This is a genomic window from Ramlibacter sp. PS4R-6 (genome assembly GCF_037572775.1).
Lineage (GTDB): Bacteria > Pseudomonadota > Gammaproteobacteria > Burkholderiales > Burkholderiaceae_C > Ramlibacter.
Window position 1 is genome coordinate 2,013,829 of record NZ_JBBHKA010000001.1, and the last position, 25,632, is coordinate 2,039,460.

General features: G+C 66.7%; 25 protein-coding genes. 14 read left to right on the plus strand and 11 right to left on the minus strand.

What is annotated here, in order from left to right; all coding sequences use genetic code 11:
* The 7 genes from WG903_RS09940 to WG903_RS09970 form a co-directional block, all read right to left on the minus strand.
* The gene (locus tag WG903_RS09940; RefSeq protein ID WP_445263627.1) at window positions 1–843 is read right to left on the minus strand and encodes a carbohydrate ABC transporter permease; all 843 of its coding nucleotides are present in this window, start codon (window positions 841–843) and stop codon (window positions 1–3) included.
* Between the two features lie 50 nt (window positions 844–893).
* Window positions 894–1,793: a carbohydrate ABC transporter permease gene (locus WG903_RS09945; RefSeq protein ID WP_340078222.1), complete on the minus strand. Its 900-nt coding sequence runs from the start codon at window positions 1,791–1,793 to the stop codon at window positions 894–896.
* Window positions 1,794–1,824: 31 nt separating this feature from the next.
* Complete coding sequence (locus WG903_RS09950) at window positions 1,825–3,150, minus strand: ABC transporter substrate-binding protein (protein ID WP_340074804.1); 1,326 nt, start codon at window positions 3,148–3,150, stop codon at window positions 1,825–1,827.
* A gap of 29 nt (window positions 3,151–3,179) precedes the next feature.
* A complete protein-coding gene (locus WG903_RS09955) occupies window positions 3,180–4,250 on the minus strand; it encodes an ABC transporter ATP-binding protein (RefSeq protein WP_340074806.1) in 1,071 nt (356 codons plus the stop codon).
* A gap of 74 nt (window positions 4,251–4,324) precedes the next feature.
* Window positions 4,325–4,792, minus strand: a complete 468-nt coding sequence (locus tag WG903_RS09960) for a hypothetical protein (protein WP_340074808.1) — start codon at window positions 4,790–4,792, stop codon at window positions 4,325–4,327.
* Window positions 4,792–6,336 carry a TRAP transporter large permease gene (locus WG903_RS09965; RefSeq protein ID WP_340074810.1) on the minus strand — a complete coding sequence of 515 codons (1,545 nt, stop codon included), beginning with the start codon at window positions 6,334–6,336 and terminating at the stop codon, window positions 4,792–4,794. The genes WG903_RS09960 and WG903_RS09965 overlap by 1 nt, the downstream gene beginning before the upstream one ends.
* 45 nt (window positions 6,337–6,381) lie before the next feature.
* A complete protein-coding gene (locus tag WG903_RS09970) occupies window positions 6,382–6,921 on the minus strand; it encodes a TRAP transporter small permease subunit (protein WP_340074812.1) in 540 nt (179 codons plus the stop codon).
* Between the two features lie 216 nt (window positions 6,922–7,137).
* On the opposite strand from WG903_RS09970, the gene WG903_RS09975 reads away from it, so the two are divergent.
* From WG903_RS09975 to WG903_RS09990, 4 genes are read left to right on the plus strand one after another with little or no spacing between them, the layout of a single operon-like run.
* Window positions 7,138–8,295: an SUMF1/EgtB/PvdO family nonheme iron enzyme gene (locus tag WG903_RS09975; RefSeq protein WP_340074814.1), complete on the plus strand. Its 1,158-nt coding sequence runs from the start codon at window positions 7,138–7,140 to the stop codon at window positions 8,293–8,295.
* Between the two features lie 22 nt (window positions 8,296–8,317).
* Window positions 8,318–9,049, plus strand: coding sequence for an ABC transporter permease (locus WG903_RS09980; protein WP_340074816.1), 732 nt, complete (start codon window positions 8,318–8,320; stop codon window positions 9,047–9,049).
* Window positions 9,046–9,750, plus strand: a complete 705-nt coding sequence (locus WG903_RS09985) for an ABC transporter ATP-binding protein (protein ID WP_340074818.1) — start codon at window positions 9,046–9,048, stop codon at window positions 9,748–9,750. The genes WG903_RS09980 and WG903_RS09985 overlap by 4 nt, the downstream gene beginning before the upstream one ends.
* Window positions 9,747–10,532 (plus strand): substrate-binding domain-containing protein, encoded by a 786-nt coding sequence (locus WG903_RS09990; RefSeq protein ID WP_340074820.1) that lies wholly within the window; start codon window positions 9,747–9,749, stop codon window positions 10,530–10,532. Before WG903_RS09985 ends, WG903_RS09990 begins: the two co-directional genes overlap by 4 nt.
* On the opposite strand, the gene WG903_RS09995 is transcribed toward WG903_RS09990, so the two are convergent.
* Entirely contained in the window at window positions 10,525–11,262 is a 738-nt protein-coding gene (locus tag WG903_RS09995; RefSeq protein WP_340074823.1) for a sulfite exporter TauE/SafE family protein, read from the minus strand. The two genes, WG903_RS09990 and WG903_RS09995, sit on opposite strands and share 8 nt — an antisense overlap.
* Window positions 11,263–11,472: 210 nt before the next feature.
* On the opposite strand from WG903_RS09995, the gene WG903_RS10000 reads away from it, so the two are divergent.
* Window positions 11,473–11,790 (plus strand): PhzA/PhzB family protein, encoded by a 318-nt coding sequence (locus WG903_RS10000; protein WP_340074825.1) that lies wholly within the window; start codon window positions 11,473–11,475, stop codon window positions 11,788–11,790.
* A gap of 7 nt (window positions 11,791–11,797) precedes the next feature.
* On the opposite strand, the gene WG903_RS10005 is transcribed toward WG903_RS10000, so the two are convergent.
* Genes WG903_RS10005 through WG903_RS10015 form a run of 3 tightly spaced genes read right to left on the minus strand, consistent with a single transcriptional unit; the run spans window position 11,798 to window position 14,620 of the window.
* A complete protein-coding gene (locus WG903_RS10005) occupies window positions 11,798–13,114 on the minus strand; it encodes a TRAP transporter large permease (RefSeq protein ID WP_340074827.1) in 1,317 nt (438 codons plus the stop codon).
* Window positions 13,114–13,647, minus strand: coding sequence for a TRAP transporter small permease subunit (locus WG903_RS10010; RefSeq protein ID WP_340074829.1), 534 nt, complete (start codon window positions 13,645–13,647; stop codon window positions 13,114–13,116). Before WG903_RS10010 ends, WG903_RS10005 begins: the two co-directional genes overlap by 1 nt.
* Before the next feature lies 1 nt (window position 13,648).
* Entirely contained in the window at window positions 13,649–14,620 is a 972-nt protein-coding gene (locus tag WG903_RS10015) for a TRAP transporter substrate-binding protein (protein ID WP_340074831.1), read from the minus strand.
* An 82-nt stretch (window positions 14,621–14,702) separates the two neighbouring features.
* Between WG903_RS10015 and WG903_RS10020 the strand changes: the two genes are divergently transcribed.
* The 9 genes from WG903_RS10020 (at window position 14,703) to WG903_RS10060 (ending at window position 25,629) form a co-directional block, all read left to right on the plus strand.
* Window positions 14,703–15,629 (plus strand): LysR family transcriptional regulator, encoded by a 927-nt coding sequence (locus WG903_RS10020; protein WP_340074833.1) that lies wholly within the window; start codon window positions 14,703–14,705, stop codon window positions 15,627–15,629.
* Between the two features lie 84 nt (window positions 15,630–15,713).
* A complete protein-coding gene (locus WG903_RS10025) occupies window positions 15,714–16,982 on the plus strand; it encodes an ABC transporter substrate-binding protein (protein ID WP_340074835.1) in 1,269 nt (422 codons plus the stop codon).
* 19 nt (window positions 16,983–17,001) lie between these two features.
* Entirely contained in the window at window positions 17,002–17,868 is an 867-nt protein-coding gene (locus WG903_RS10030; protein ID WP_340074837.1) for a branched-chain amino acid ABC transporter permease, read from the plus strand.
* Window positions 17,865–18,860, plus strand: coding sequence for a branched-chain amino acid ABC transporter permease (locus WG903_RS10035; RefSeq protein WP_340074839.1), 996 nt, complete (start codon window positions 17,865–17,867; stop codon window positions 18,858–18,860). Before WG903_RS10030 ends, WG903_RS10035 begins: the two co-directional genes overlap by 4 nt.
* On the plus strand, window positions 18,857–19,570 hold the full coding sequence (locus WG903_RS10040; protein WP_340074841.1) for an ABC transporter ATP-binding protein: 714 nt from the start codon (window positions 18,857–18,859) through the stop codon (window positions 19,568–19,570). The genes WG903_RS10035 and WG903_RS10040 overlap by 4 nt, the downstream gene beginning before the upstream one ends.
* On the plus strand, window positions 19,570–20,271 hold the full coding sequence (locus tag WG903_RS10045; protein ID WP_340074843.1) for an ABC transporter ATP-binding protein: 702 nt from the start codon (window positions 19,570–19,572) through the stop codon (window positions 20,269–20,271). The genes WG903_RS10040 and WG903_RS10045 overlap by 1 nt, the downstream gene beginning before the upstream one ends.
* Window positions 20,272–20,281: 10 nt before the next feature.
* Window positions 20,282–21,049 carry a putative hydro-lyase gene (locus tag WG903_RS10050; RefSeq protein WP_340074845.1) on the plus strand — a complete coding sequence of 256 codons (768 nt, stop codon included), beginning with the start codon at window positions 20,282–20,284 and terminating at the stop codon, window positions 21,047–21,049.
* 18 nt (window positions 21,050–21,067) lie between these two features.
* The gene (locus tag WG903_RS10055) at window positions 21,068–22,039 is read left to right on the plus strand and encodes a TRAP transporter substrate-binding protein (RefSeq protein ID WP_340074847.1); all 972 of its coding nucleotides are present in this window, start codon (window positions 21,068–21,070) and stop codon (window positions 22,037–22,039) included.
* Window positions 22,036–25,629 carry a hydantoinase B/oxoprolinase family protein gene (locus WG903_RS10060; protein ID WP_340074849.1) on the plus strand — a complete coding sequence of 1,198 codons (3,594 nt, stop codon included), beginning with the start codon at window positions 22,036–22,038 and terminating at the stop codon, window positions 25,627–25,629. Before WG903_RS10055 ends, WG903_RS10060 begins: the two co-directional genes overlap by 4 nt.
* Window positions 25,630–25,632 lie beyond the last annotated feature (3 nt).

Genomic DNA, 25,632 nt, shown 5'->3' on the forward strand with positions numbered 1-25,632 from the left:
CTATTCCTTCACCGAGCCCGTCATGCCCGCCACGTAGTACTCGACGAAGAACGAGTAGATGATGGCCACGGGGACGGAACCGAGCAGGGCGCCCGCCATCAGGCTGCCCCAGTGGTACACGTCGCCTTCCACCAGCTCGGTGACCACGCCTACGGGGATGGTCTTGATCTCGCTGGAGCTCACGAAGGTCAGCGCGTAGATGAACTCGTTCCAGCTCAGGGTGAAGGCGAAGATGCCCGCGCTGATCAGGCCCGGCACGGCCAGCGGCAGGATGATCTTGGTCAGGATCTGCCAGCGGCTCGCGCCGTCGATCAGCGCGCACTCTTCCAGCTCGTGCGGGATGCTGCGGAAATACCCCATCAGCAGCCACGTGCAGAAGGGGATCAGGAAGGTGGGGTAGGTCAGGATCAGCGCCAGGCGCGTGTCGAACATGCCCAGCTGGAACACCACGGAGGCCAGCGGGATGAACAGGATCGACGGCGGGACCAGGTACGCCAGGAAGATCGCCAGGCCCACGTGCTTGGCGCCGCTGAAGCGCAGGCGCTCGATGGCGTAGGCCGCGAACACCGACGCAGCCAGGCTGAAGAAGGTAGACACCACCGAGATCAGCAGCGTGTTCCACATCCACTGCGGGTAGCTCGTTTCGAACAGCAGCTTGTGGAAGTGCGCCAGCGTCGGGTTCACCACCCAGAAGGGGTTGCCGTCGCGCGAGAGCAGCTCGTTGTTCGGCTTGAACGCCGTGATCCCCATCCAGTAGAACGGGAACAGCAGCACGAAGACGAACGCGATGAGCGGCAGGTAGGTCGCCAGCGTCTTGCGCAGCGGCGATTCCAGGTAGCTCATGCCCTCGATGTGCGAGATGTCCTGGCTGGGGGGCGGGGCGGGTGTGGCCATCAGTCCTTGCCGCCCTGTTGCCAGGCGCGGCGCTGCAAACCGAAGTAACTGAACATGATCGCGGCCAGCAGGAAAGGCACCATCGCGATCGAGATCGCGGCGCCTTCGCCCAATGCGCCGCCGGAGATCGCGCGCTGGAACGACAGCGTGGCCATCAGGTGCGTGGCGTTCAGCGGGCCGCCGCGCGTCAGCACGTAGATCAGCTGGAAGTCGGTGAACGTGAAGAGCACCGAGAAGGTCATCACCACCGCGATGATGGGCGTCAGCAGCGGCAGCGTCACGTAGCGGAACTGCTGCCAGGGCGTGGCGCCGTCGATGGCGCTGGCTTCGTAGTAGCTCGGGCTGATCGTCTGCAGGCCGGCCAGCAGCGTGATGGCCACGAAGGGCACGCCGCGCCACACGTTGGCGACGATGGTGGAGATGCGCGCGTTCCACGGCACCCCCAGGAAGTCGATGTAGCGGTCGATCAGGCCGAGCTTGAGCAGCACCCAGCTGATGATGGAGAACTGCGAGTCGTAGATCCACCAGAAGGCGATGGCCGACAGCGCGGTCGGCACGATGTACGGCAGCAGGATCACCGCGCGGAAGAACGTCTTCATCGCGATGTTGCGGTTCAGGATCATCGCCAGCCACAGGCCCAGGACGAACTTGAGCACGCTCGCGACGAAGGTATAGAACAGCGTGTTGAACAGGGCCAGGCGCGTGACCGAGTCGCCCCAGAGGAACTCGTAGTTCTCCAGGCCGATCCAGTGGCCTTCGCGGCCCACCTTGGCGTCGGTGAACCCGAGCCACACGCCCAGGCCAAGGGGATACGTCAGGAAGATGAGCAGCAGCAACGCGGCGGGCAGCATGAATGCCAGCCCGAGCGCGTTGCGGCTGTTCTGGAAGCGCTCCAGCAGCGAGGTTTTCACCTCGCCGCGGGTGAGGGCGTCAGACCTTGTAGTAACGCTCGGCACGCTTCTGGGCCCGCTCCATCGCTTCCTTGGGCGTCTTGCTGCCGCTGATCGCCTCGGCCACCATGTTCACCACGATGAAGTCGGCGCCGGCGCCGGCCGATGCGTAGCCCAGCTTGCCGGCATAGCCGGTGGGGCGCATGTTCTTCACGGCGTCGCGGTACGGCGTGTTCTTCGGGTCGTCCGTCCACACCGGGATCTTCGCGTAGAAGTCCAGCGGCGGGGCGATGTAGCCGCCCGCGGCGGTAAGCCACGGCGTGAACTGCTCCTGCTCCATCATGAAGCGCAGGAACTCCTTGGCGGCCTGCGGGTACTTCGTGTACTTCATGACCATCTGGTTGAAGAACAGGTGCGACTCGGTGGGCGAGCCGACGGGGCCCACGGGGAAGCTGGCGTGGTTGATGTCCGACTGCAGTTCCTTGACCTTCGGGTCGGTCGCGTTCTTCGCGGCGTAGTAGATCGAGATGCCGTTGTTGGTCACGCTGATCTGGCCGTCCAGGAAAGCCTTGTTGTTGTTCGGGTCCAGCCACGACAGCGTGCCGGGGATGAACGTGGCGTACAGCTGCTTGCCGTACTCCAGCGCCTTCTGCGTCTCGGGGCTGTCGATCACGACCTTGTTGTTCTGGTCGACCAGCTTGCCGCCGTGCGACCACATCAGCCAGTTGCACCACAGGCCGTCACCGGTGGCGTTGCCCAGCGCGAAGCCGGGGGGCGTGCCCTTGGCGTGCAGCGCCTGGCACATCTTCAGGAAGTCGTCGGTGTTCTTCGGGAAGGTCTCGTAGCCCGCGGCCTTCAGCATGCTGGTGCGGTACACCATCATCGAGCCGGCGGCGCCCAGGCCCAGGCCCAGCCACTTCTTGCCGTCGGGGCGCAGGTAGGACTGCACGGCGGGGTACCAGCCACCGTACTTCTTGCCCAGGTACTCGGCAAGGTCCGTCACGTCGAGCAGCTTCTCGGGGTACAGGTTGGCGTCGTCGTTGGTCGACAGGATGATGTCCGGGCCCGCGCCGGTGTTGGCGGCCACCGCGGCCTTCGGGCGCACGTCTTCCCAGCCCTCGTTGTCCACGCGCACTTCGATGCCGGTCTTGGCCGTGAAGGCCGCGACGTTCTTCATGTACTGGTCGATGTCGCCCTGCACGAAGCGGCTCCAGCGCAGCACGCGCAGCTTGGCGCCCTTTTCCGGCGTGAGCTTGATGGTTTGCGCATGCACGGCAGGCGCGAACACGGCGCCGGCGCCGAGCGACGCCGCAGCGGCGACGCTGGCGGAGCCCTCCAGGAACTTGCGGCGGTTGAAATCACTCATGCTTGTCTCCTTGGTTGCGGGAAAAGTGCTCAGGCGGGAATGCGTTGACCGGTCTGGGCGTCGAAGAGGTGCGCGCGCGACAAGTCGGGCACGAGGTGGATGTTGCTGCCGGGCGCGAAGTCGTAGCGCTCGCGGAAGACGGCGCTGATGTCGATGCCTTCGTGGCGGCAGGCGATGAAGGTGTCCATGCCCGTGGGCTCCATCACCACCACCTGCGCGGGGATGCCGCCTTGCTGCGCCAGCGCCAGGTGCTCGGGCCGCGTGCCGAAGACGACGGGCTGGCCGTCCTGCGCGTTCGAGGGCGGGGCCTGGAATTTCGTGCCGTCCTTCAGTTCCACTTGCGCCACGCCGTTGGCGCGGCGGATGGTGCCGGGCAGGAAGTTCATCGCCGGCGAGCCGATGAAGCCCGCGACGAACTGGTTGGCGGGCTGGTCGTACAGCTGCAGGGGCGAGCCGGTCTGCTCGATGCGGCCGTCGCGCATCACCACGATCTGGTCGCCCATGGTCATGGCCTCGATCTGGTCGTGCGTGACGTAGATGCTCGTCGTCTTCAGGCGCTGGTGCAGTTCCTTCAGTTCGCTGCGCATCGCGACGCGCAGCTTGGCGTCCAGGTTCGACAGCGGTTCATCGAAGAGGAACACCTCGGGGTCGCGCACGATCGCGCGGCCCATCGCCACGCGCTGGCGCTGGCCGCCCGAGAGCTGGCGCGGGAAGCGGTCGAGCAGCGCCTGCAGGCCCAGGATCTCGGCCGCGCGGTTCACGCGGTCCTCGATGCCGGCCTTGTCCATCTTGGCCAGCTGCAGCGAGAACGCCATGTTGTCGCGCACGGTCATGTGCGGGTACAGCGCGTAGTTCTGGAACACCATCGCGATGTCGCGCGCTTTCGGCGGCACGTCGTTGACGACCTTGCCGCCGATCTTGATCTCGCCGCCCGTGATGTGCTCGAGCCCCGCGATCATGCGCAGCAGCGTCGACTTGCCGCACCCCGAAGGGCCGACCAGCACGGTGAAGGACCCGTCGGGAATTTCGATGTCGACGCCATGGAGGATCGGCGTCTCGCCGAAGCTCTTGCGGACGGAATGGATGGTGACACTGGCCATGAGCGGATGCAGTGTCGCGGCCACCGCGCCAGGGCGGATCAGGTCTTACCACTAGACCAATATGGCCCCTTGCGCTAACGCTGACGGAACGCTTGCAGTTCGCTCGACAGTCGCGAGAACTCGTCGAGCAGCGCGGGGTCGGCCGCCTGGAAAACCGTGTACTTTCCGTTGAGCGTGCGGGCCTGCACGCGCGGGGCCACCAGCCACTCGAGCCCGCGGATACGGATGACGTTGACGATGGCGAGCTCGCCCATGGCCATGTGCTTGTCGGCGAACCAGGTCTGGTGCAGCCCGGCCGTATCGATGCGCGTGCGGCTGCGCAGGATCCACCACCAGAAGAACACGAGCATCACCAGCGCGGCGAAGAAGTACGCCAGCAGGCTGTTGCTGCCGCCCTTGGCCTTCTCGCCCAGCCACACCAGCGCCAGCCAGAAGCCGACGCCGAAGACCATCACCGTCGTGACGGCCTTGAAGGTGCGGGAGAAAGCAGGGCCCTCGATCGAGGGCCCCGCGGAAGGCGTGAACTGGAACGGCTCGAGCACTACTTCTTCGGGGCGAAGAGCTCGTCGAGCTTCTTCTGCTCGTCGTCGGCGGCCTTCTGGTCGGCGGCAGGGTTGGGCATGGCTTCGGCGCCGCTCGCGCCCGGCAGCGCCGGCACCGCGGGCTGCGACTCGGCCGGCATCTCGATCTTCACCTTGTCGATGTCGATCTTCTGCTCCTTGTCGAGGAACACCGTGACCGTCTGCGGGAAGAAGATGACGATGAACACCAGGATCACCTGCATCAGCACCCACGGGATCGAGCCCATGTAGATGTCGGTGGACTGCACCGGCTTTTCGATGCGCTTTTCCTTGAACAGCGTGTCGGCGATGCCGCGCAGGTAGAACAGCGCGAAGCCGAACGGCGGGTGCATGAAGGACGTCTGCATGTTCACGCACAACAGCACGCCGAACCACACCAGGTCGATGCCCATCTTGTCGGCCACGGGGCCGAGCATGGGCAGGATGATGAAGGCGATCTCGAAGAAGTCGAGGAAGAACGCCAGGAAGAAGATGAAGATGTTGACGACGATGAGGAAACCCACCTGGCCGCCGGGCAGGTTCGTCAGCAGGTGCTCCACCCAGCGCGCGCCGTCCACGCCCTGGAACACCATCGAGAACACGCGCGAGCCGAACAGGATGAACACCACCATCGCGGTGAGGCGCATGGTGCCCAGCATGGCCTGCCAGCACAGGTCCCACGTCAGGCGGCGGTGGATGGCCGCGAGGATCAGCGCGCCCACGCAACCCATCGCGCCGGCTTCGGTCGGCGTGGCGATGGCGGTCGACTGGAAGGGCAGGCCGCCCATGGAGCCCAGCACCGCGAAGATCAGGATGGCCGACGGGATGATGCCGCGCAGGCACTTCATCCACAGCTGGAAGCCCGTCATCGTGCGCGCTTCCCTGGGGATGCCCGGCACGTGGTCCGGCTTGATCATGCCCAGCGCGAAGGTGTAGGCCGCGAAGATCAGCACCTGCAGGATTGACGGGCCCCATGCGCCCTTGTACATGTCGCCGACGGAACGACCGAGCTGGTCGGCCATCACCACCAGCACCAGCGACGGCGGCACCAGCTGCGTGATGGTGCCCGAGGCGGCCAGCACGCCCGTGGTGTAGCGCATGTTGTAGCCGTAGCGGATCATCACCGGCATCGAGATGAGCGCCATGGCGATCACCTGGCCGGCCACCGTGCCCGTCACGGCGCCGAGGATGAAGCCGACGATGATCACCGAGTAGCCGAGGCCGCCGCGCACCGTGCCGAACAGCTGGCCCATGGAGTCGAGCATGTCCTCGGCCAGGCCGCACTTCTCGAGGATGGCCCCCATGAACGTGAAGAACGGGATGGCGAGCAGCAGGTCGTTGGAGAGGATGCCGAAGATGTTGAGCGGCAGGTTCTCCATGAACGCCGCCGGGAACCAGCCCTGCTCGATGGCGAAGAGGCCGCTCACCAGGCCCAGCGCCGCCAGCGAGAACGCCACCGGGAACCCGATGAGCATGATGAACACCAGGCCGGCGAACATCACCGGTGCAAAGGATTGCATTTGCATGATTGAGTCCCGCGGATCTTTGTTGTGTTGTTCTTCGGTGCCGCCTTACTGCAGCGGGCGCTCGTAGTGCGTGTCCATCTCGTAGATGTGCATCAGGTAGGCGAAGCGCTTGACGATCTCCGACAGGCCCTGCAGCACCATCAGGCCGAAGCCGATGGGCAGCATCGCCATCGCGGGCCAGCGGATCAGGCCGCCGGCGTTGTTGGACATCTCGTGCGTGACGTACATCTTCACCAGCAGCGGCCAGGACAGGTACGCGAGCAGCGCCATGACCGGCAGCAGGAAGAAGATGAGGCCGAACAGGTCGACGTACACCGGCGCGTTGCCCTTCAGGCGGCCGTAGATCAGGTCGACGCGCACGTGCTCATTGAGCTTGAGCACGATGGGCGCGCCGAGCATCACGATGCCGGCGAACAGGTACCACTGGATCTCGAGCCAGCCGTTGGAGCTGATGTCGAGCACGTAGCGCACGAACGCGTTGCCGGCGGAGATGAGCGCGGTGAGCAGCACGGCAACCGACGCGATGTAGCCGAGGCGCTCGCTGATCCAGTCCACGGCCAGGGAGATCTTGAGGAGGGCTCTCACGGCTATCTTCTCCGTACGATGTTGTTTAATGAGAATGCGGTAGGCCCTTTAGGGGCGTAACCGTAAATACTACGCCGCTGCCGCTGAAAAAAGCCTGACTAGCGATTTTCGGGTTTACCCCGAGAATTCTTCGACCCCATGCCAACAGCCGAAGCGACTTCCCTGGGCGCGAATGATATGCGCCGCGCGGGGCGGGAGCGCCTATCGCTCGCCCTGATGGATGCGCGCAACCACACGCTGCAGCTGCTGCCGCTCTTCGAGGGTGCGCAGGTGCCTTGCGCCGAAGACACGGAGCTGCCGCTGTGGGTTGCGGGCCACATCGCGTGGCTCGCCGAATACTGGATCGGCCGCAACCCGCAGCGCATGCTGGGCGCAGCCTGCCCGGGCGAGGCGGTGCGGCTCGCGTCGATCGAGCCGAATGCGGATGCGTGGTTCAACCCCGCGCTCGTCGCGCACGACGTGCGCTGGCAGCTGGAGCTGCCGGCCGTGGACAACGTGCGCGCGTTCCTGCTGGAAACGCTGGAGAGCACGCTCGAACTGCTGGACAAGACGCCGGACGAGGACACGGCGCTGCACTTCTTCCGCATGGCGCTGTTCCACGAGGAATTGCGGCGCGAACAGTTGATGGTGCTGGCGCAGACGGTCGGTGTCGCGCTGCCCATCGACTTGCCGATGGGCATGCAGGCGCGAGACGCCATCCTCGTGCCGGCCGCTGCATGGGTGCTGGGCGCGGAGCCCAGCGGCTTCGTGTTCGACGTGGAGAAGTGGGCCCACGAGGTGCAGGTGCCCGAGTTCGAGATCGACGCGCAGCCGGTGAACTGGTCGCAGTACATCGAGTTCGTCGACGAAGGTGGCTACGACCGCCAGGAGTTCTGGCAGCCCGAAGGCTGGTCGTGGCTGCAGAAGCAGGCCGCCGCTGAAGGCCGGCGCGGGCCGAGGCACGTGGAGCAGATCGGCACCGCGGGCGGTGCGGTGCGGCAGATGCTGTTCGGCAAGCCCACGCGCATGTCGGGCAGCCAGTGCGCGATGCACGTGAGCTGGTGGGAGGCCGACGCCTACGCGCGCTGGTCGCAGCGCAGGCTGCCGACGGAGGTGGAGTGGGAGATGGCCGCGCACGCCGCGCACCGCCAGGGCTTCCGCTGGGGCGAGGTGCGCGAGTGGACGGCCGGCACGTTGCGGCCGTGGCCGGGCTTCGCTGCCGATGCGTGGACGCGCCACACGGACTTCGAGGCCGAGCCAAATTTCGGCGTGGCGCGCGTGCAGCGCGGCGCGTCGTTCGCCACGCCGCCGCGCCTGCACGATGCGAGGATGCGCCGCTTCGCGCTGCCGCACCGCGACGACGCCTTCGTCGGCTTCAGGACTTGTTCGTTCTGAACGCGGGTTAGCATCCCGCCACATGGAAACGTTCGGCGGGAGCCTCGGCAAGGCATGGGAACTGCTGCTGCGTGGTGACGCGGGCCTGGTCGAGATCGTGCTGCGCTCGCTGGCGGTCAGCGCCATCGCTTGCGCCATCGGGTGCGCCCTGGGACTGGCCGCGGGCGCGTGGCTCGGCGTCGCGCGCTTTCGCGGGCGCAGCGCCGTGCTCACGGTGTTGAACACGCTGCTGGCCCTGCCTTCGGTCGTCGTCGGCCTGGTGGTCTACCTGCTGCTGTCCCGCTCGGGGCCCCTGGGCTTCCTGGGCTGGCTGTTCTCGTTCAAGGCGATGGTGGTGGCGCAGGCCATCCTCGTGGTGCCTGTCGCCGCGGCGCTGTCGCGCCAGGTTGTCGAGGACGTGGAGGCCGCCAACGGCGAGCAGCTGCGTTCGCTGGGCGCCGGGCCCTGGGTCCGCGCGACGCTCATCGGCTGGGACGAGCGCTACGCGCTGCTCACGGTGGTGATCGCGTGCTTCGGCCGCGCGGTGTCGGAAGTGGGCGCCGTGATGATCGTCGGCGGCAACATGGAAGGCTTCACGCGCGTGATGACGACGGCCATCGCGCTGGAGACGAGCAAGGGCGACCTGCCGCTGGCGCTGGCGCTGGGCATCGTGCTGCTGTCGGTCGTGCTGCTGCTCAACGCGCTGATCACGGGGGTGCGCCGTTGGCGACTGGGCCGCACGGACCGGCCGCTGCTCGCGGGGTCGGCGCCGTGAGCCGGCTCGTCGAGCTGCGCGGCGCCAGCGTGCGCTACGGTCCGGTGACGGCGCTGGAAAGCGTCGACCTCGCCATCGCCGGTGGCGAGCGCGTCGCCGTCATCGGCGGCAACGGCAGCGGCAAGAGCACGCTGCTGCGCGCACTGCACGGGCTGCTCGTTCCGCAGTCCGGCTCGGTGAAGCGCGACGCGCGCTCGCGCGAAGCCATGGTGTTCCAGCGACCGTACCTGCTGCGCACGAGCGCGCTCGACAACATAGCGCTGGCGCTGCGAATCCGCGGCGGGTGGAGCCGGCGCGAGGCGCACGAGCGCGCCTTGCTGGCGCTGGGCCGGGTCGGCCTGAGCGCGCAATCGACGCGCAACGCGCGTGCGCTTTCGGCCGGCCAGCAACAGCGGCTGGCGCTCGCGCGCGCATGGGCCACGAAACCCGACGTGCTGTTCCTCGACGAGCCGACGTCCAACCTCGACCCGCACGGCAAGCGCGAGGTCGAGTCGCTGATGGCCGAGTTCGCGGACGGCGGCATGACGCTGGTCTTCGCCAGCCACAACCTCGGGCAGGTGAAGCGGCTCGCGACGCGCGTGATCTACCTCGAGCAGGGGCGGCTGCTGGCCGACCTTCCCGTGCAGCAGTTCTTCGACCATGAGGTGCTGGGGCGCACGTCGCCGGATGCGCAGCTTTTTGTGAAAGGTGAATCGGCGTGAAGTGGGGTGGGCTGCTCGCCGTGTTGCTGGCTTTCGGCGTGCACGCGGAAACGATCACCATGGCGTCGACGACGTCGACGGAGCAATCCGGACTGTTCACGCACCTGCTGCCGCAGTTCCGGAAGGCGACGGGCATTGACGTCAAGGTCGTCGCGGTGGGAACGGGCCAGGCGATCGACATCGCGCGGCGCGGCGATGCCGACGTGCTTTTCGTGCACGACACGGCGGCCGAGGAGAAGTTCGTCGCCGAAGGGGGTGCCGCCAAGCGTTACCCCGTCATGTACAACGACTTCGTGGTGGTGGGGCCCAAGGCCGACCCGGCGGCGGCGAAAGGCAAGGACATCGTCGCGGCGTTGAAGAAGATCTCCGCGGCCAGCGCGCCCTTCATCTCCCGCGGCGACAAGAGCGGCACGCACGCGGCGGAGCTGCGCTTCTGGCAGCAGGCAGGTGTCTCGAACAAGGGCACGGGCTACAAGGAGTGCGGCTGCGGCATGGGGCCGGCGCTGAACATCGCCAGCTCCACGGGGGCCTATGCGCTGAGCGACCGCGCCACGTGGCTCACGTTCGCCAACCGCGGCGACCTCGCGGTGCTGGTCGAAGGCGACAGGCGCATGTTCAACCAGTACGGCGTGATGGTCGTGAACCCGCGCAAGCACCCGCACGTGAAGGCGGCCGCGGCGCAGAAGTTCGTGGACTGGGTGACTTCCCCCGCGGGGCAGGGCGCCATCGCGTCCTACCGCGTCCATGGCGAGCAGCTGTTCTTCCCTGACGCGGTCAGGTGAAGAGCATCTTGAACCCCGCGATCACGAGCACGAGCGCGAGCAGGCGCTGGATCATCGGGTTGCCGAGCCGCTTGCTGCCGAGCGTCGCGCCGATGTAGCCGCCTACCACCACGACTGCGATCCACACCGGCAACGACGACGGGATCGCATACTTCGTCGTCAGTTGGCCTGCGAGGCCCGCGATCGAGTTGACGAGGATGAACGCGGCAGCGACGCCCGACACCGTCTTGGTCGGCGCCCAGCGGAAGAAGATCAGGATGGGGCTGAGGAAGATGCCGCCGCCCACGCCGGTGAGCCCCGACAGCAATCCCAGCACGGCACCCAGGGGCGCGAGCACCGTCCACTTCACGGGACGCAACGCCACCGAGCCTGCCGCCGGCGCGGTGCTGAACGAGCGCCAGCCCGCATACAGGAGCACGATGCCGAGCAAGGGCTTGAACAGATGCATCGGCAGCACGATGGCGCCGCCGACGAACGCCATCGGGATCGACGTGAGCGCCACCGGCCAGAACAGCGCGTGTGAAAACGAACCCGCGCGATAAAAGCGGAATGTCGCGATCGCCGCAACGACCACGTTGAGCGTGAGCGCCGCAAAGCGCATCTCGGCGGGAGCGATGCCCGTCAGGGCCATGACAGCCAGGTAACCCGAAGCGCCGCCGTGGCCGACGGATGAGTAAAGCAGGGCGGCCAGGAACAGGGCGGCGCTGGTGACTATGTCTATCGCATGCATGTTTGTGCCGGTCAACCAGCGCAAGTATGGCTCAGGAGGCCTCTCCCATTGAGATTTCGCATATCGCCCCCATTCCTCATACTCTGCCTTCCCTTTTTATCCCACCATCCGGGACATCCAAAAGAGCCGGTGGGTCTTTTAGAAGTGCTGACAAAAGGCAGGGCTGCAACACGGTAGATTCGTGGGAAAAGCAAGTTTGGAAAGTTGGGAATGTCTGTCGTCCATATGTCTACGTACCGGCGACGGGGAGGCCTGCGGCGCGAAGCGGTCTGGACCGAGCGCGCCTTCCCCGATCGCCACTGGATCATCTCCGCCGTCGTGCCCTGCGAGGATGGGCAAAGGCGCGTCGTGATCGAACCCCTGGAAGATCGCTCGATGGAAGCGGTGTATTCCGAGGCGTACTTCCGCCGCCACTTCATCGACCGCCACCAGTGGCTGCGCCGCCAGAACGAGAAGGTCCTGCGCAAGGCGCACAAGAAGGACTCCGCCGACCTGCTCCACGAGATGGCGCAGATCAACGCGCGCTAGGTCGCTTTCACTTTTCCTTGCCCATCACGAGGTCTGGCAGGACCGTGACGATCTGCGGGAACGCCGTGATCAGCACGATCGCGATGACCAGGCACGCGAAGAAGGGGATCGCCGCGCGCGCGATGGTGTTGCTGTCCTTGCCCGTCATGTTCTGCAGCACGAAGAGGTTGAAGCCGACGGGCGGCGTCACCTCCGCGATCTCCACCAGCAGCACGATGAAGATGCCGAACCAGATCAGGTCGAAGCCGGCCTTCTGGATCATGGGCAGCACCACCGCGCTGGTCAGCACGATCATGCTGATGCCGTCGAGCGCGGTGCCGAGGATCAGGTAGACGACGGTCAGCACCGAGATCAGCGCGTAGGGCGACAGGTGCATGGACTCGACCCACAGCGCCAGTTCGCGCGGGATGCCGGTGAACGCCATCGTCTTGGTGAGGAAGGACGCGCCGGCCAGGATGAACATGATCATGCAGCTGGTGCGCGTGGTGCCCATGAGGCCTTCCCAGAAGGTCTTCCATGTGAGCGACTTGCTCCACCACGCCAGGCCGAGCGAGCCGAGCACGCCGTAGGCCGCGCACTCGGTGGCCGTGGCGTAGCCCGCGATCAGCACCCACACGATGAACACGATGAGCGCCGCGCAGGGGATGAGGCTGCCCGACTTGCGGATCTTCTCGGCGAATGTGGTCGGCGCATCGGGCGGCGGCACCTGGTCCGGGTGGCGCAGGCTCCACCACACGATGTAGCCGGAGAAGAGCGCCATCAGCAGGAAACCCGGCAGGAAGCCGGCGAGGAAGATGCGGATGATCGATGCATCCGCCGCGACGGCGTACACAACCATCGTGATCGACGGCGGGATGAGGATGCCGAGCGTGCCGGCCGTGGCGAGCGATCCCAGCGCCATCTTCTCGCTGTAGCCGCGCTTGAGCAGCTCGGGCAGTGCCACCTTGGAGATCGTCGCGCAGGTGGCCGCGGAAGATCCCGACACGGAGCCGAAGATGCCGCAGCCGAGGATGGTGGTGTGCATCAGGCGGCCCGGCACGCGATTGAGCCAGGGCCGCAGGCCCTCGAACATCTCCTCCGACAGCTTGCTGCGAAAGAGGATCTCGCCCATCCAGATGAAAAGCGGCAGCGCGGCCAGCTCCCAGCTGGCGTTCGATTCCCAGAACGACGAGAAGAGGTTGTTGCCCGGCGAGGTGGTGGTGAAGAAGGCCTGGCCGACCCAGCCGCAGATGGCCAGCGTCATCGCGATCCACACGCCGCCGGCCAATAGCACCAGCATGATGGCGAGCAGCAGCCCGCCGACGAAGAGCATGTGCGTGTCCATCAGACGTCGGACGAGAAGTCGCCTTGCGCGTGCCGTTCTTCGACGGCCACGACGAAGCTGGGACGGCCGCCGCGCAGCACGATCACGAGTTCATCGACGAGCGCGATGAACAGCAGGATGGAACCCAGCGCGAAACTGGCCTGCGGGATCCAGATGGGGATCGGCAGCAGGCCCTGCGCCACCTCGCCGAAGGCCCAGCTGTCGTAGGTGAACTTGTTGGCCCACCAGGCGAGGTAGCCCACGGCCACCGCGCCGATGGACAGGCACACGATCTCCAGCACGCGGCGAACGCGTGGCGACACGTTTTCCAGCAGGAGGTTCACCCGCACGAAGTCGCCGTGCTTGAACGCATGCGCCATCGCGAAGAACGAGGCCGCGGCGCAGAACCACGAGACGACGTCGTTGACCGCGCCGGTGCGCACCTGGAACTCGCGCAGGATGCTCTGCCCGATCATCAGCACGCAGATCAGCAGCACGAAAACGGCGCCGAGGGCGCCGGATGCGAGGTAGAGGCGGTCGAGGAATCGCCGCAAGTTATTTCGCCGCCTGGAAGGCCTTGATCAGCGCCGTGCCGTCCGGCCCCGCCTTCTTCTCCCAGTCGGCCAGCATGATCGCGCCCACCTGCTTCATGTCGGCCACGAGCTTCGGCGGGGGCACCATGATCTTCATGCCCTTTTCGGTGAGCGCCTTCTTGTAGAAGTCGTTCTTCTCCTCGCTCACCTTCCAGCCGCGGTCTTCCGCAGCGGCCGCGGCCTTGAGCAGCGCCTCCTGCGTGGGCTTGTCCAGCGCGTCGAAGGCTTTCTGGTTCACGATGACCGCGTTCTTCGGCAGCCAGGCCTGCGTGTCGTAGAAGTACTTGATGCTCTCGTAGGTCTTGGAGTCGAAGCCGGTGGAGCCGGAGCTCATGTAGCTGTTGACGACGCCGGTGGCCAGGGCCTGCGTGAGTTCCGCGGCCTGGATGGTGACGGGTTGCGCGCCGATCAGCTCGGCGATCTTGGCGGTGGCCGGGCTGTACGCGCGCCACTTCAGGCCGCGCATGTCGGCCACCGACGCGATTTCCTTGTTCACGTAGATGCCCTGCGGCGGCCACGCCACGGTGTAGAGCAGCTTCATGCCTTGCGCGGCGAGCAATTTGTCGAGGAAGGGTTTCTGCACGCGCGCGAGCTTGCGGGCCTGCGCATAGCTGGACGCGAGGAAGGGGATGCCGTCGGCGCCGTACATCGGGTTCTCGTTCTCGGCGTTGACCAGCAGCAGCTCGCCGATGGGGGCCTGGCCGCTTTGCACCGCGCGCTTGATCTCGTTGGCCTTGAACAGCGACGCGTTGGCGTGCACCTGGATCTTGAGCTTGCCGTTGGTGGCCTTGTCGACGTCGTTGGCGAAGGCCACGAGGTTTTCGGAGTGGAAGTTGCCGGCCGGGTAGGCGGCGGGCAGGTCCCACTTGGTCTGCGCGAACGCGCCGAGGGACAACGATGCGGCGAGTGCGGGAAGGGCGTATTTGAATTTCATGGTCGCTCCGTGACAATCGACGAATGGATGCGTACAGGATAAAGGCAATCGCAAGATCCGCGCCATCGGGGTTTGACCCGCGATGAACCTGCGCTTCGTCGAAGCCTTCTACTGGGTCGCCTCGCTCAAGAGCGTGACCCGCGCCGCCGAGAAGCTGTTCCTCACGCAGTCGGCCATGTCCAGCCGCATCGCCGCGCTGGAGGAGGAGCTGGGCGTGCTGCTGCTGGACCGGCGCGACAAGCAGTTCCGCCTGACGGTCGCGGGCCTGCGCTTCTTCACGTATGCCCAGCGCCTGCTGGAGATGCAGCGCGAGATCAAGGCCGAGATGGGCGCCGGCACGCCGCAGGCCATGACGCTGCGCCTGGGCGCGATCGAGTCGGTGCTGCACTCCTGGCTGATCCCCATGGTGGAGAAGCTGCAGGACGACCACGAGGGCCTGGAGCTGGAGATGACGGTGGAAACCACGCCCGTGCTGCTGGACCAGATCCGCCGCGGCGCGCTCGACCTGATCTTCGCGGCGCTGCCGGCGTCGATGGAAGGCCTGCGCAGCCGCGCGCTGCCGCCGATGGAGATGGTGTTCGTGGGCAATGCGCAGAAGATGCGCCGGCGCATGTACCGCCTCTCCGATCTTGCCGACGTGGACATCCTCACCTTCCAGCGCGGCTCGCAGCCGCACGTGGCGCTGGTGGACCTGTTCCGGCAGAAGAAGCTCGAGCCGCGGCGCGTTCACACGATCTCGTCGATCTCGGCCATGACGCAGCTGGTGGAAGGGGGGTTCGGCGTGGCGACGCTGCCGCTGGCCGCCGCGCAGCGCCTGGTCGAGCACCGCGACCTGAAATTGCTCAAGTGCGACACGGCCTTGCAACCGCTGCCGGTGTTCGCCACCTTCCGCGCCGACCCCACGTCGCACGCGGTGGAAACGGTGGTGCAGGAAGTCTTCCGCTACATCGACTCGGCTCAGGGAAAACGCGCACGTCCCGTGGCAGCATCGAAAAAATCGATGACGTAAGCGAAAGATTATTCGTTTGAAGGGCCGGCCGCCGCCGACCAGAATCCGCCCCCATCCCATCACGGGTTTCGAGGAGCTGAAACGATGAAGTGGTACCTGCCGGCCCGCGCGGCCGCCCTGGCCTCCGGTCTCGCCTTCTGTGCTGCTGCCACGCACGCGCAGCAGGAAGTGCGCATCGGCGTGATCTACCCGCTCACGGGCCCGTCCGCCTCCGTGGGCGGCGAGCTGCGCAATGCGCTGGAGCTCGCGGCCGACATCATCAACAACGGCGCGCCCGGCGTGGCCGACCTGCCCCTCTCGCAGGGCAAGGGCCTGCCGAACCTGAAAGGCGCGAAGATCAAGCTGGTCTTCGCCGACCACCAGGCCAACCCGCAGGTCGGAGCGACCGAGGCGGAGCGCCTGATCACGCAGGAGAAGGTGGTCGCGATCGTCGGCGCGTACAACAGCGCCGTGACGGCCACGGCCAGCCAGGTGGCCGAGCGCGCGGGCATTCCCTTCCTGAACCCCGAGTCGTCGTCGGCCACGCTGACGCAGCGCAACTTCAAGTGGTTCTTCCGCACCACCCCCCACGACGACCTGTTCGTGCACAACGCGTTCGACTTCCTCGCGGAGCTGCAGGCCAAGAAGGGCATCAAGCCCGGCAACATCGCGACGCTGAACGAGAACGGCCTGTGGGGCACGGAGACGGGCAAGCTGCAAGCCAAGCTCGCGCCCGACTTCAAGTACACCATCGTCAAGCAGGTGTCGTACGCGTCGAAGACGACGCAGCTCACGTCGGAAGTGCAGTCGCTCAAGGCCGCCAGCCCGAACCTGGTGCTGCAGTCCTCCTACACGCCCGACGCCATCCTGTCGATGAAGACGTACAAGGAGCTGGGCTTCTCGCCGGACATGATCCTGGCCAACAACGCCGGCTTCACCGACACCGAGTTCATCAAGACGCTGGGCAAGGACGCCGAGTTCATCATCACGCGCGAGGTGTGGGCGCTGGACCTGGCCCGCAGCAAGCCGCTGATCAAGCAGGTGAACGACCTGTTCCAGGCGAAGTACAAGATCAACTTCACCGGCAACTCGTCGCGCACCTTCACCGGGCTGATGGTGATGGCCGATGCGATCAACCGCGCCGGCTCGACCGACCCGGAAGCCATCCGCAAGGCGCTGGCAGCGACCGACATCCCGGGCAAGGCGCTGATCATGCCGTGGGACGGCGTGAAGTTCGACAACGCCGGCCAGAACACGCTGGGCCGCGGCATCCTGGTGCAGGTGGTGGACGGCAAGTACAACACCGTGTGGCCGTTCAACATGGCCTCGCGCGAGGTGGTGTGGCCGATGCCCAAGTGGGACCAGCGCAAGTAATCACCCAAGGCAGTCCAGCATGAACGCCGACATCCTCCTGCAAACCCTCGCCTCGGGCGTGCTGATCGGGCTGATCTACGCACTCGTCGCGATCGGCCTCACCATGATCTTCGGGGTGATGGACATCGTGAACTTCGCGCACGGCGAGTTCCTGATGCTCGGCATGTACTCGGCGTTCTGGCTCTTCGCGCTGTACTCGCTGGACCCGATGCTGACGCTGCCGCTCACGGTGCTGATGCTCTTCGCGTTCGGGGTGATCCTGTACAAGGCCGTGATCTCGCGCATCACCAATGCGCCGATGCTGTCGCAGATCTTCACGACCTTCGGGATCATGTACCTGCTGCGCGGCGTGGCGCAGTTCCTGTGGAAGCCCGACTACCGCACGATCCCGAATTCATCGGTCTCCGGCAGCGTGAACTTCCTGGGCCTGCAGCTGGGCGAGCCGCAACTGGTCGCGGGGCTGGGTGCGGTGCTGGTGACGGGTGTCATCTGGTACTTCCTGAACCACACACGGCTGGGTGCCGCGCTCGAAGCCACCGCATCGGACAAGGACGCGGCGCGCCTCATGGGCATCGACTCGCACAAGATGTTCGCGCTGGCCTGGGGCATCGCCGCCGGTTGCGCGGGCGCCGCGGGCGGCTTGCTGGCGACCTTCTTCCCGATCTTCCCGGACGTGGGTGCCACGTTCATCCTGCTCGCGTTCGTGGTCGTCAACCTCGGTGGCTTTGGCAGTGTGACCGGTGCCTTCATCGCCGGCATCCTGGTCGGCGTGATCGAAGTGATGGGCGGGCTGCTCGTGGGCCCGCAGTACAAGATGGCCGTGGTGCTGCTGCTGTTCCTCGGTGTGCTGATGTTCCGGCCGCAAGGCCTGCTGGGGAAAGCATGAAGCGCTTCATCCTCCCGACGCTTTTCTTCGCGGCCGCGCTCGCCGTCCCGGCGTTCGTCGATGCCTCGCACCTCAACCTCGCGATCCTCGTGCTGATGGCCGCGCAGCTGGGCGTGGCGTGGAACATCGTCGGCGGCTACGCCGGCCAGGTCTCGCTGGGCCACGCCGCGTTCTTCGGCCTGGGTGCGTACACCTCGACGCTGTTGCTCGTGAAGTTCGGCGTCAACCCGTGGATCGGCATCTTCGCCGGCGGCGCGGTCGCCGTCGCCGTGAGCCTGGCCTTCGGCTGGTCGTGCTTCCGCCTCAAGGGCCACTACTTCGCGATGGCCACCATCGCCGTCGCGGAACTGGTGCAGATCGTCTTCACCGAATGGGAATACGGCGGCGCGGCGGTGGGCCTGTACGTGCCGATGCAGAAGACCGGCTGGGCCTGGATGAACTTCGCGACGAAGCTGCCGTACTACTGGCTCGCGCTGGGGCTGCTCGTGATCACGCTGTGCGTGAACGCATGGATCGAGCGCAGCTGGCTGGGCTATTACTTCCGTGCCATCAAGGACGAGCCGGACGCGGCGCGCAGCATCGGCGTGAACATCGCGCGCTACAAGCAGGTGGCGTTGTCGGTGAGCGCCTTCCTCACCGCGCTGGGCGGCAGCCTCTACGCGCAGAAGGAGCTGTACATCGACCCGAACTCCGTGCTGGCGACGGGCCTGTCGATCAAGATGGCGCTGGTCTCCATCCTGGGCGGCGTGGGCACGCTGTTCGGCCCGGTCGTGGGGTCGCTCGTGCTGACGTCGATCGAGGAGTTCACGCGCATCCTGTTCGGCGGCACGGGCCGCGGCACCGACATCATCATCTACGCGTCGCTGATCATCGGCGTGGCGGTGTTCTACCCGACGGGGCTGGTGGGCTGGTGGCGTTCGCTGTCGTGGGGCAAGCCGAAGGTGGCCGAGCCGGTCGCGCAGGCGCCCGCCAGCAAGGAGGTGGCCGCATGAAGCTCCTCGACGTCAAGAACGTCACGAAGAAGTTCGGCGGCCTGGTGGCCAACGAGGACGTGAGCTTCACGGTGGACAAGGGCCAGATCGTCGGCCTGATCGGGCCGAACGGCGCGGGCAAGACGACGCTGTTCAACTGCATCGCCGGCTACTTCGCGCCCAGCAGCGGGTCGATCACGCTCGGCTGCCGCGACATCGGCGGCCGCCCGCCCGAGTGGTGCGCGCGCGCCGGCGTCGGCCGCACCTTCCAGATCGCGCGCACCTTCACCAGCATGACGGCTTGCGAGAACGTCATGACCGCCGCATTGCTGTCACACCGCCGCATCCCCGCCGCCCGCAGCGAGGCGCTGAAGTGGCTCGCCTTCGTCGGCCTGGAACGCCATGCCGACAAGCCGGCCGGCAGCATGACCATCAGCGAGCAGCGGCGCCTGGCCGTGGCGCGGGCGCTGGCGATCAACCCGCGCATCGTGCTGATGGACGAAGTGATGGCGGGCCTGAACCCGTCGGAAGTGAACGAGGCCGTCGAGGTGGTGCTGAAGATCCGCGAGATGGGCATCTCCTGCCTGGTCGTGGAGCACGTGCTCGAGGGCATCATGCCCATCGCCGACAAGATCGTGGTGCTGGACCGCGGCAGCAAGATCGCCGAAGGCACGCCGCAGGAAGTCTCGCGCAACGACGCGGTGATCCATGCCTACCTGGGAGACGCGTGATGCTGCAGGTCAACCACCTCCAGGTGAGCTACGACCGCGTGCCGGCGGTCTCGGACGTGACGCTCACCGTGCCCGAGGGCAGCATCGTCGCGCTGGTCGGCGGCAACGGCAACGGAAAGTCGACGACGCTGCGCGCGGTCGCCGGCCTGAACCCGCCCGACGGCGGCACCATCACCTTCCGCGGCGAGTCCATCGGTTCGCTGCCGGCGCACGAGCGCGTGCCGCGCGGCCTGTCGCTGGTGCCGGAAGGGCGGCGCCTGTTCCCGCGCCTGACCGTCAAGCGCAACCTCGAACTCGGTGCGTACACGCGCCAGCGCGCGGAACTGGAGCAGGGCGTCGAGGAGATGTTCGCGCTGTTCCCCATCCTGAAGGAGCGCGAGGCGCAGCTCGCGGGCACCATGAGCGGCGGCGAGCAGCAGATGCTGGCGATCGCCCGTGGCTTGATGGCGCGCCCGAAGCTGCTGATGCTCGACGAGCCTTCGTGGGGCATCGCGCCCAAGTTCGTCGCCCGCATCCTCGACGTGATCCAGCAGGTCAACGCCACCGGCGTCTCCGTCCTGCTGGTCGAACAGAACCTGAAGAAGGCGCTGGCCATCGCGCACTACGGCTACGTCATCCAGACGGGCCGCATCGTGATGGAAGGCAAGGGAGCCGAGCTCCTGGCCGACGAACGCATCCGCAAGGCCTACCTGGGCCTGTGAACCGAAGAACATGACATCGAATTACGCCAGTCCCCGTGAATTGCGCCTCGCCGCGCGCGCCGGCCGCTTCAACGAGCCGACCTCCGGCCATGCGCCCGGCTTCCTGCAGGCCAACCTGATGATCGTGCCGCAAGCGCACGCCTTCGACTTCCTGCTGTTCTGCCAGCGCAACCCCAAGCCCTGCCCGCTGATCGAGGTGATGAGCCCCGGCGCGCGCGAGCCCAGGTGCGCGCGCGGCGCGGACATCGCCACCGACGTGCCAGGCTACCGCATCTACCGCAATGGCGAGCTGGCCGACGAGCGCGACGACGTGGGCGACCTGTGGCAGGGCGACTTCGTGAGCTTCCTCATCGGCTGCAGCTTCTCGTTCGAGGACGCGGTGGTGCAGGCCGGCGTGCCGCTGCGCCACGTGGAGCAGGGCTGCAACGTGGCCATGTACCGCACCAACATCGCCTGCGAGAGCGCGGGGCCCTTTCACGGCGAGATGGTCGTGAGCATGCGGCCGATCAAGAGCCGCGACGTGGCGAAGGTGGTGGAGATTTCCGGCCGGTTCGACGTGGCCCACGGGGCGCCCGTCCATATCGGCAACCCGGGCGCGATCGGCATCGCCGACCTGGCGCACCCGGACTACGGCGATGCCGTGCGCGTCGAAGACGACGAAGTCCCCATTTTCTGGGCCTGTGGCGTCACGCCGCAGTGGGTGGCCCAGAAAAGCCGCTTGCCGCTGTGCATCACCCATGCGCCCGGCAAGATGTTCGTGACAGACGTCAAGGGATAAACGTCCCGGGAGACCCACATGAAGGCCTTGTTGTTCGCCGCGCTCGCCGCGGCCGGGGCGGCTCACGCCCAAAATCCGCAGAGCGCCACCTGGAAGCTCGCGACGGGCTACCGTGCCGAGTCGTTCCACACCGAGAACCTCGTGCAGTTCGCGCGCGACGTGGATGCCGCCACCAAGGGGCAATTGAAGATCGAGGTGCACCCCAACAACTCGCTGTTCAAGCTGGGCGAGATCTTCGGCGCCGTGTCGGCGGGCAAGGCCGAGGCCGGCGAGACCATCATGAGCAGCCTGGTCAAGGACATCCCGATCGCGGGCGCGGACTCGATCCCGTTCGTGACGGCGAGCTACGCCGACGCCCAGCGCATGTGGCAGCTGCAGCGGCCCATGATCGAGAAGCACTTCGAGGCGCGCGGGGTGAAGGTGCTCTACGCCGTGCCTTGGCCGCCGCAGGGCCTGCACAGCAACAAGCCGATCAACAACGCATCGGACTTCAGCGGCACGAAGATGCGCACCTACAACCAGACGACGATCCGCATCGCCGAGTACATGAAGGCCACGCCGGTCGACGTCGCGATGGTCGACGTGAACAAGGCGCTGGGCGAAGGCCGCATGGACAACATGATCACGTCGGCCGTGACGGGCGTGGAGAACAAGGTGTGGGGGCCGATCAAGTACTACTACGAGATCAACGCCTGGTTTCCCAAGAACATCGTGTTCGTGAACGCCCGGGCGTTCGCCGCGCTGCCGCCGGCGCAGCAGAAGGCCGTGCTGAAGGCGGCATCGGACGCGGAAACGCGCGGCTGGGCCCGCAGCCAGGCCGTGATGGTGGATTCCACCAACGAGCTGCGCGCCCATGGCGTCAAGGTCGAGCGGGTCAGCCGTGAATTCGACGCCGAAATCAAGCGCCTGGGTGAAAAGTTCTCCCGGGAATGGATACGATCTGTCGGGAACGAGGCCAATCGGATTTTCGTCCCGTATTACACCCAATGACGACGACGACAACCCCATCCCGCTGGCAGTTCTGGATCGACCGGGGCGGCACGTTCACGGACATCGTGGCCAAGCGCCCCGACGGCTCGCTCGTGACGCACAAGCTCCTGTCGGAGAACCCGGAGCAGTACCGCGACGCCGCGGTGGCCGGGATCCGGCACCTCCTGGGCCTGAAGGCGGGCGAGCCCGTCACGCCCAGGCTGGTCGAGTCGGTGAAGATGGGCACGACGGTGGCCACCAACGCGCTGCTGGAGCGCAAGGGTGAGGCGACGCTGCTGGTCACCACGCGCGGCTTTCGCGACGCGCTGCGCATCGCCTACCAGAACCGCCCGCGCCTGTTCGACCGCAACATCGTGTTGCCGGAGCTGCTGTATTCGTCGGTGATCGAGGCGAGGGAGCGCGTGGGTGCGCAAGGCGAGATGCTGCAGAAGCTGGACGAGGCCCACCTGCGCGATGAGCTGAAGAAGGCGCACAAGGCCGGCGTGCGCAGCGTCGCCGTCGTCTTCATGCACGGCTACCGCTTCACGGACCACGAGAAGGCGGCGGCGCGGCTGGCGCGCGAGGCGGGCTTCACGCAGGTGAGCACCTCGCACGAAACCAGCCCGATGATGAAGTTCGTCAGCCGCGGCGACACGACGGTGGTGGATGCGTACCTGTCGCCGATCCTGCGCCGCTACGTCGACCAGGTGGCCAGCGAGATGCCCGGCGTGAAGCTGTTCTTCATGCAGTCCTCGGGCGGCCTGACGGACGCGCACAAGTTCCAGGGCAAGGACGCGATCCTGTCGGGGCCCGCGGGTGGCATCGTCGGCATGGCGCGGACGGCGCAACTGGGCGGCCACCACAAGGTGATCGGCTTCGACATGGGTGGCACGTCCACCGACGTGTCGCATTTCGCGGGCGAGTTCGAGCGGGAGTTCGAGACGCAGGTGGCCGGCGTGCGCATGCGCGCGCCGATGATGAGCATCCACACCGTGGCGGCCGGCGGCGGTTCGATCCTGGAGTTCGATGGGTCCCGCTTCCGCGTGGGGCCGCAGAGCGCGGGCGCGAACCCGGGCCCGGCCAGCTATCGCCGCGGCGGGCCGCTCGCGGTGACGGACGCGAACGTGATGGTCGGCAAGATCCAGCCGCGCTACTTCCCGAAGGTGTTCGGGCCCAAAGCCAACGAGGCGCTCAGCTTCGAGGCCGTGCAGGCCAAGTTCAACGAGCTCGCCGGCAAGACCGGCCGCAGCGCGGAAGTGGTGGCCGAGGGCTTCATCAACATCGCCGTGCAGCAGATGGCCAACGCCATCAAGAAGATTTCGGTGGCGCGCGGCTACGACGTCACGCGCTACACGCTGCAGTGCTTCGGCGGCGCGGGCGGGCAGCATGCGTGCCTGGTGGCGGACGCGCTGGGCATGAGCCGCGTGTTCGTGCACCCGCTGGCAGGCGTGCTCTCCGCCTACGGCATGGGCCTGGCCGACCAGAACGTGATCCGCGAGCTGTCGATCGAGCTGCCGCTCACGCAATCCAACCTGCCGCTGGTGGCCGAAAAACTGGACACGCTGGGCGCCGCGGCGCAGGCGGAGCTGGAACAGCAGCAGGCCAATTCCGGCCAGGTAACCGTGCACCACCGCGTGCACGTGCGCTACGAAGGCAGCGACTCGGCGCTGGTCGTGCCCTTCGGCGACCTGCAGACGATCATCGCGGGCTTCGAGACCGCCTACCGCCAGCGCTTCGCCTTCCTGATGCAGGGCAAGGGGATGATGGTCGAGGCCGTGTCGGTGGAAGCCGTGGTCGCGGGGGACGCGCCGGCCGAGCCGCGCAACGACATGCACCCGATGCGCGAGGCGCCGCGGCGCGAGACGGTGCGCATGTACTCGGGCGGGCAGTGGCACGAGGCCGCGCTCATCGTGCGCGAGGACCTGCGCGCGGGCGACATCATGGCGGGGCCCGCCATCATCGCGGAGAAGAACGCGACCACCGTGGTGGAGCCCGGCTGGGAGGCGCAGCTGACGGCGCTGGACCACATCGTGCTGGAGCGGCGCGTGCCGCGCACGCAGCGCTTCGCCGCGGGGACGCGAGTCGACCCCGTGCTGCTGGAGGTCTTCAACAACCTCTTCATGAACATCGCCGAGCAGATGGGGCTGCAGCTGCAGAACACGGCGTACTCGGTGAACATCAAGGAGCGGCTCGATTTTTCCTGCGCGCTGTTCGACGCGGAGGGCAACCTCATCGCCAACGCGCCGCACATGCCGGTGCACCTGGGCTCGATGGGCGAGTCGATCAAGACGGTGATTCGCGAGAACGCCGGCCGCATGTCGCCCGGTGACGTGTACGTGCTGAACGACCCTTACCACGGCGGCACGCACCTGCCGGACGTCACGGTGATCACGCCCGTCTACCTCGGCACGAGCGCGTCCGACAAGCCGTTGTTCTATGTGGGCTCGCGCGGCCACCACGCCGACATCGGCGGCAGCACGCCGGGTTCGATGCCACCCTTCTCGACACGCGTCGAGGAGGAGGGCGTGCAGATCAACAACGTCAAGCTCGTGGACCGCGGCGTGTTGCGCGAGGCCGAAATGGTCCAGCTGCTCAAGAGCGGCGAATTCCCCAGCCGCAACCCCGAGCAGAACATGGCGGACCTGAAGGCGCAGATCGCCGCCAACGAGAAGGGCGTGCAGGAGCTGCGCAAGATGGTCGAGCAGTTCGGGCTCGATGTCGTGCAGGCCTACATGAAGCACGTGCAGGACAACGCCGAGGAGTCCGTGCGGCGCGTGATCACGAAACTGAAGGATGGCAAGTTCACCTTGCCGCTGGACAACGGCGCACAGATCCAGGTGGCGATTCGCGTCAACGCCCAGGACCGCAGCGCCGAGATCGACTTCACCGGCACGTCGCCCCAGCAGGTCAACAACTTCAATGCGCCGACGGCGGTGTGCATGGCGGCGGTGCTGTACGTCTTCCGCACGCTGGTGGACGACGAGATCCCGCTGAACGCCGGGTGCCTGAAGCCGCTGAAGGTCGTCATCCCGTCGCACTCGATGCTCAACCCCGACCCGCCGGCTTCGGTGGTGGCGGGCAACGTCGAGACCTCGACGTGCATCACCAACGCGCTGTACGGCGCACTGGGCGTGATGGCGTCGAGCCAGTGCACGATGAACAACTTCACCTTCGGCAACGCGCGCCACCAGTACTACGAGACGATCTCGGGCGGCAGCGGCGCGGGCGAGGGCTTCGACGGCACGAGCGTCGTGCAGACGCACATGACCAACTCGCGCCTGACGGACCCGGAGGTGCTGGAGTTCCGCTTCCCGGTGCGGCTGGAGAGCTACGCGATCCGCGACGGTTCGGGCGGCGCAGGCAAGTTCAAGGGCGGCAACGGCGGCGTGCGGCGCGTGCGCTTCCTCGAGCCGATGACGGCGAGCATCCTGTCGAACGGCCGCAAGCACGGCGCCTTCGGCATGGCCGGCGGCCAGCCCGGGCAGGTTGGCGTGAACCGCGTCGTGCGGGTGGACGGGAAGGTGGAGGAGCTGGACCACATCGCCTCGGCCGAGATGGGGCCGGGCGACATCTTCGAAATCCACACGCCCGGCGGCGGCGGGTACGGATAGGCG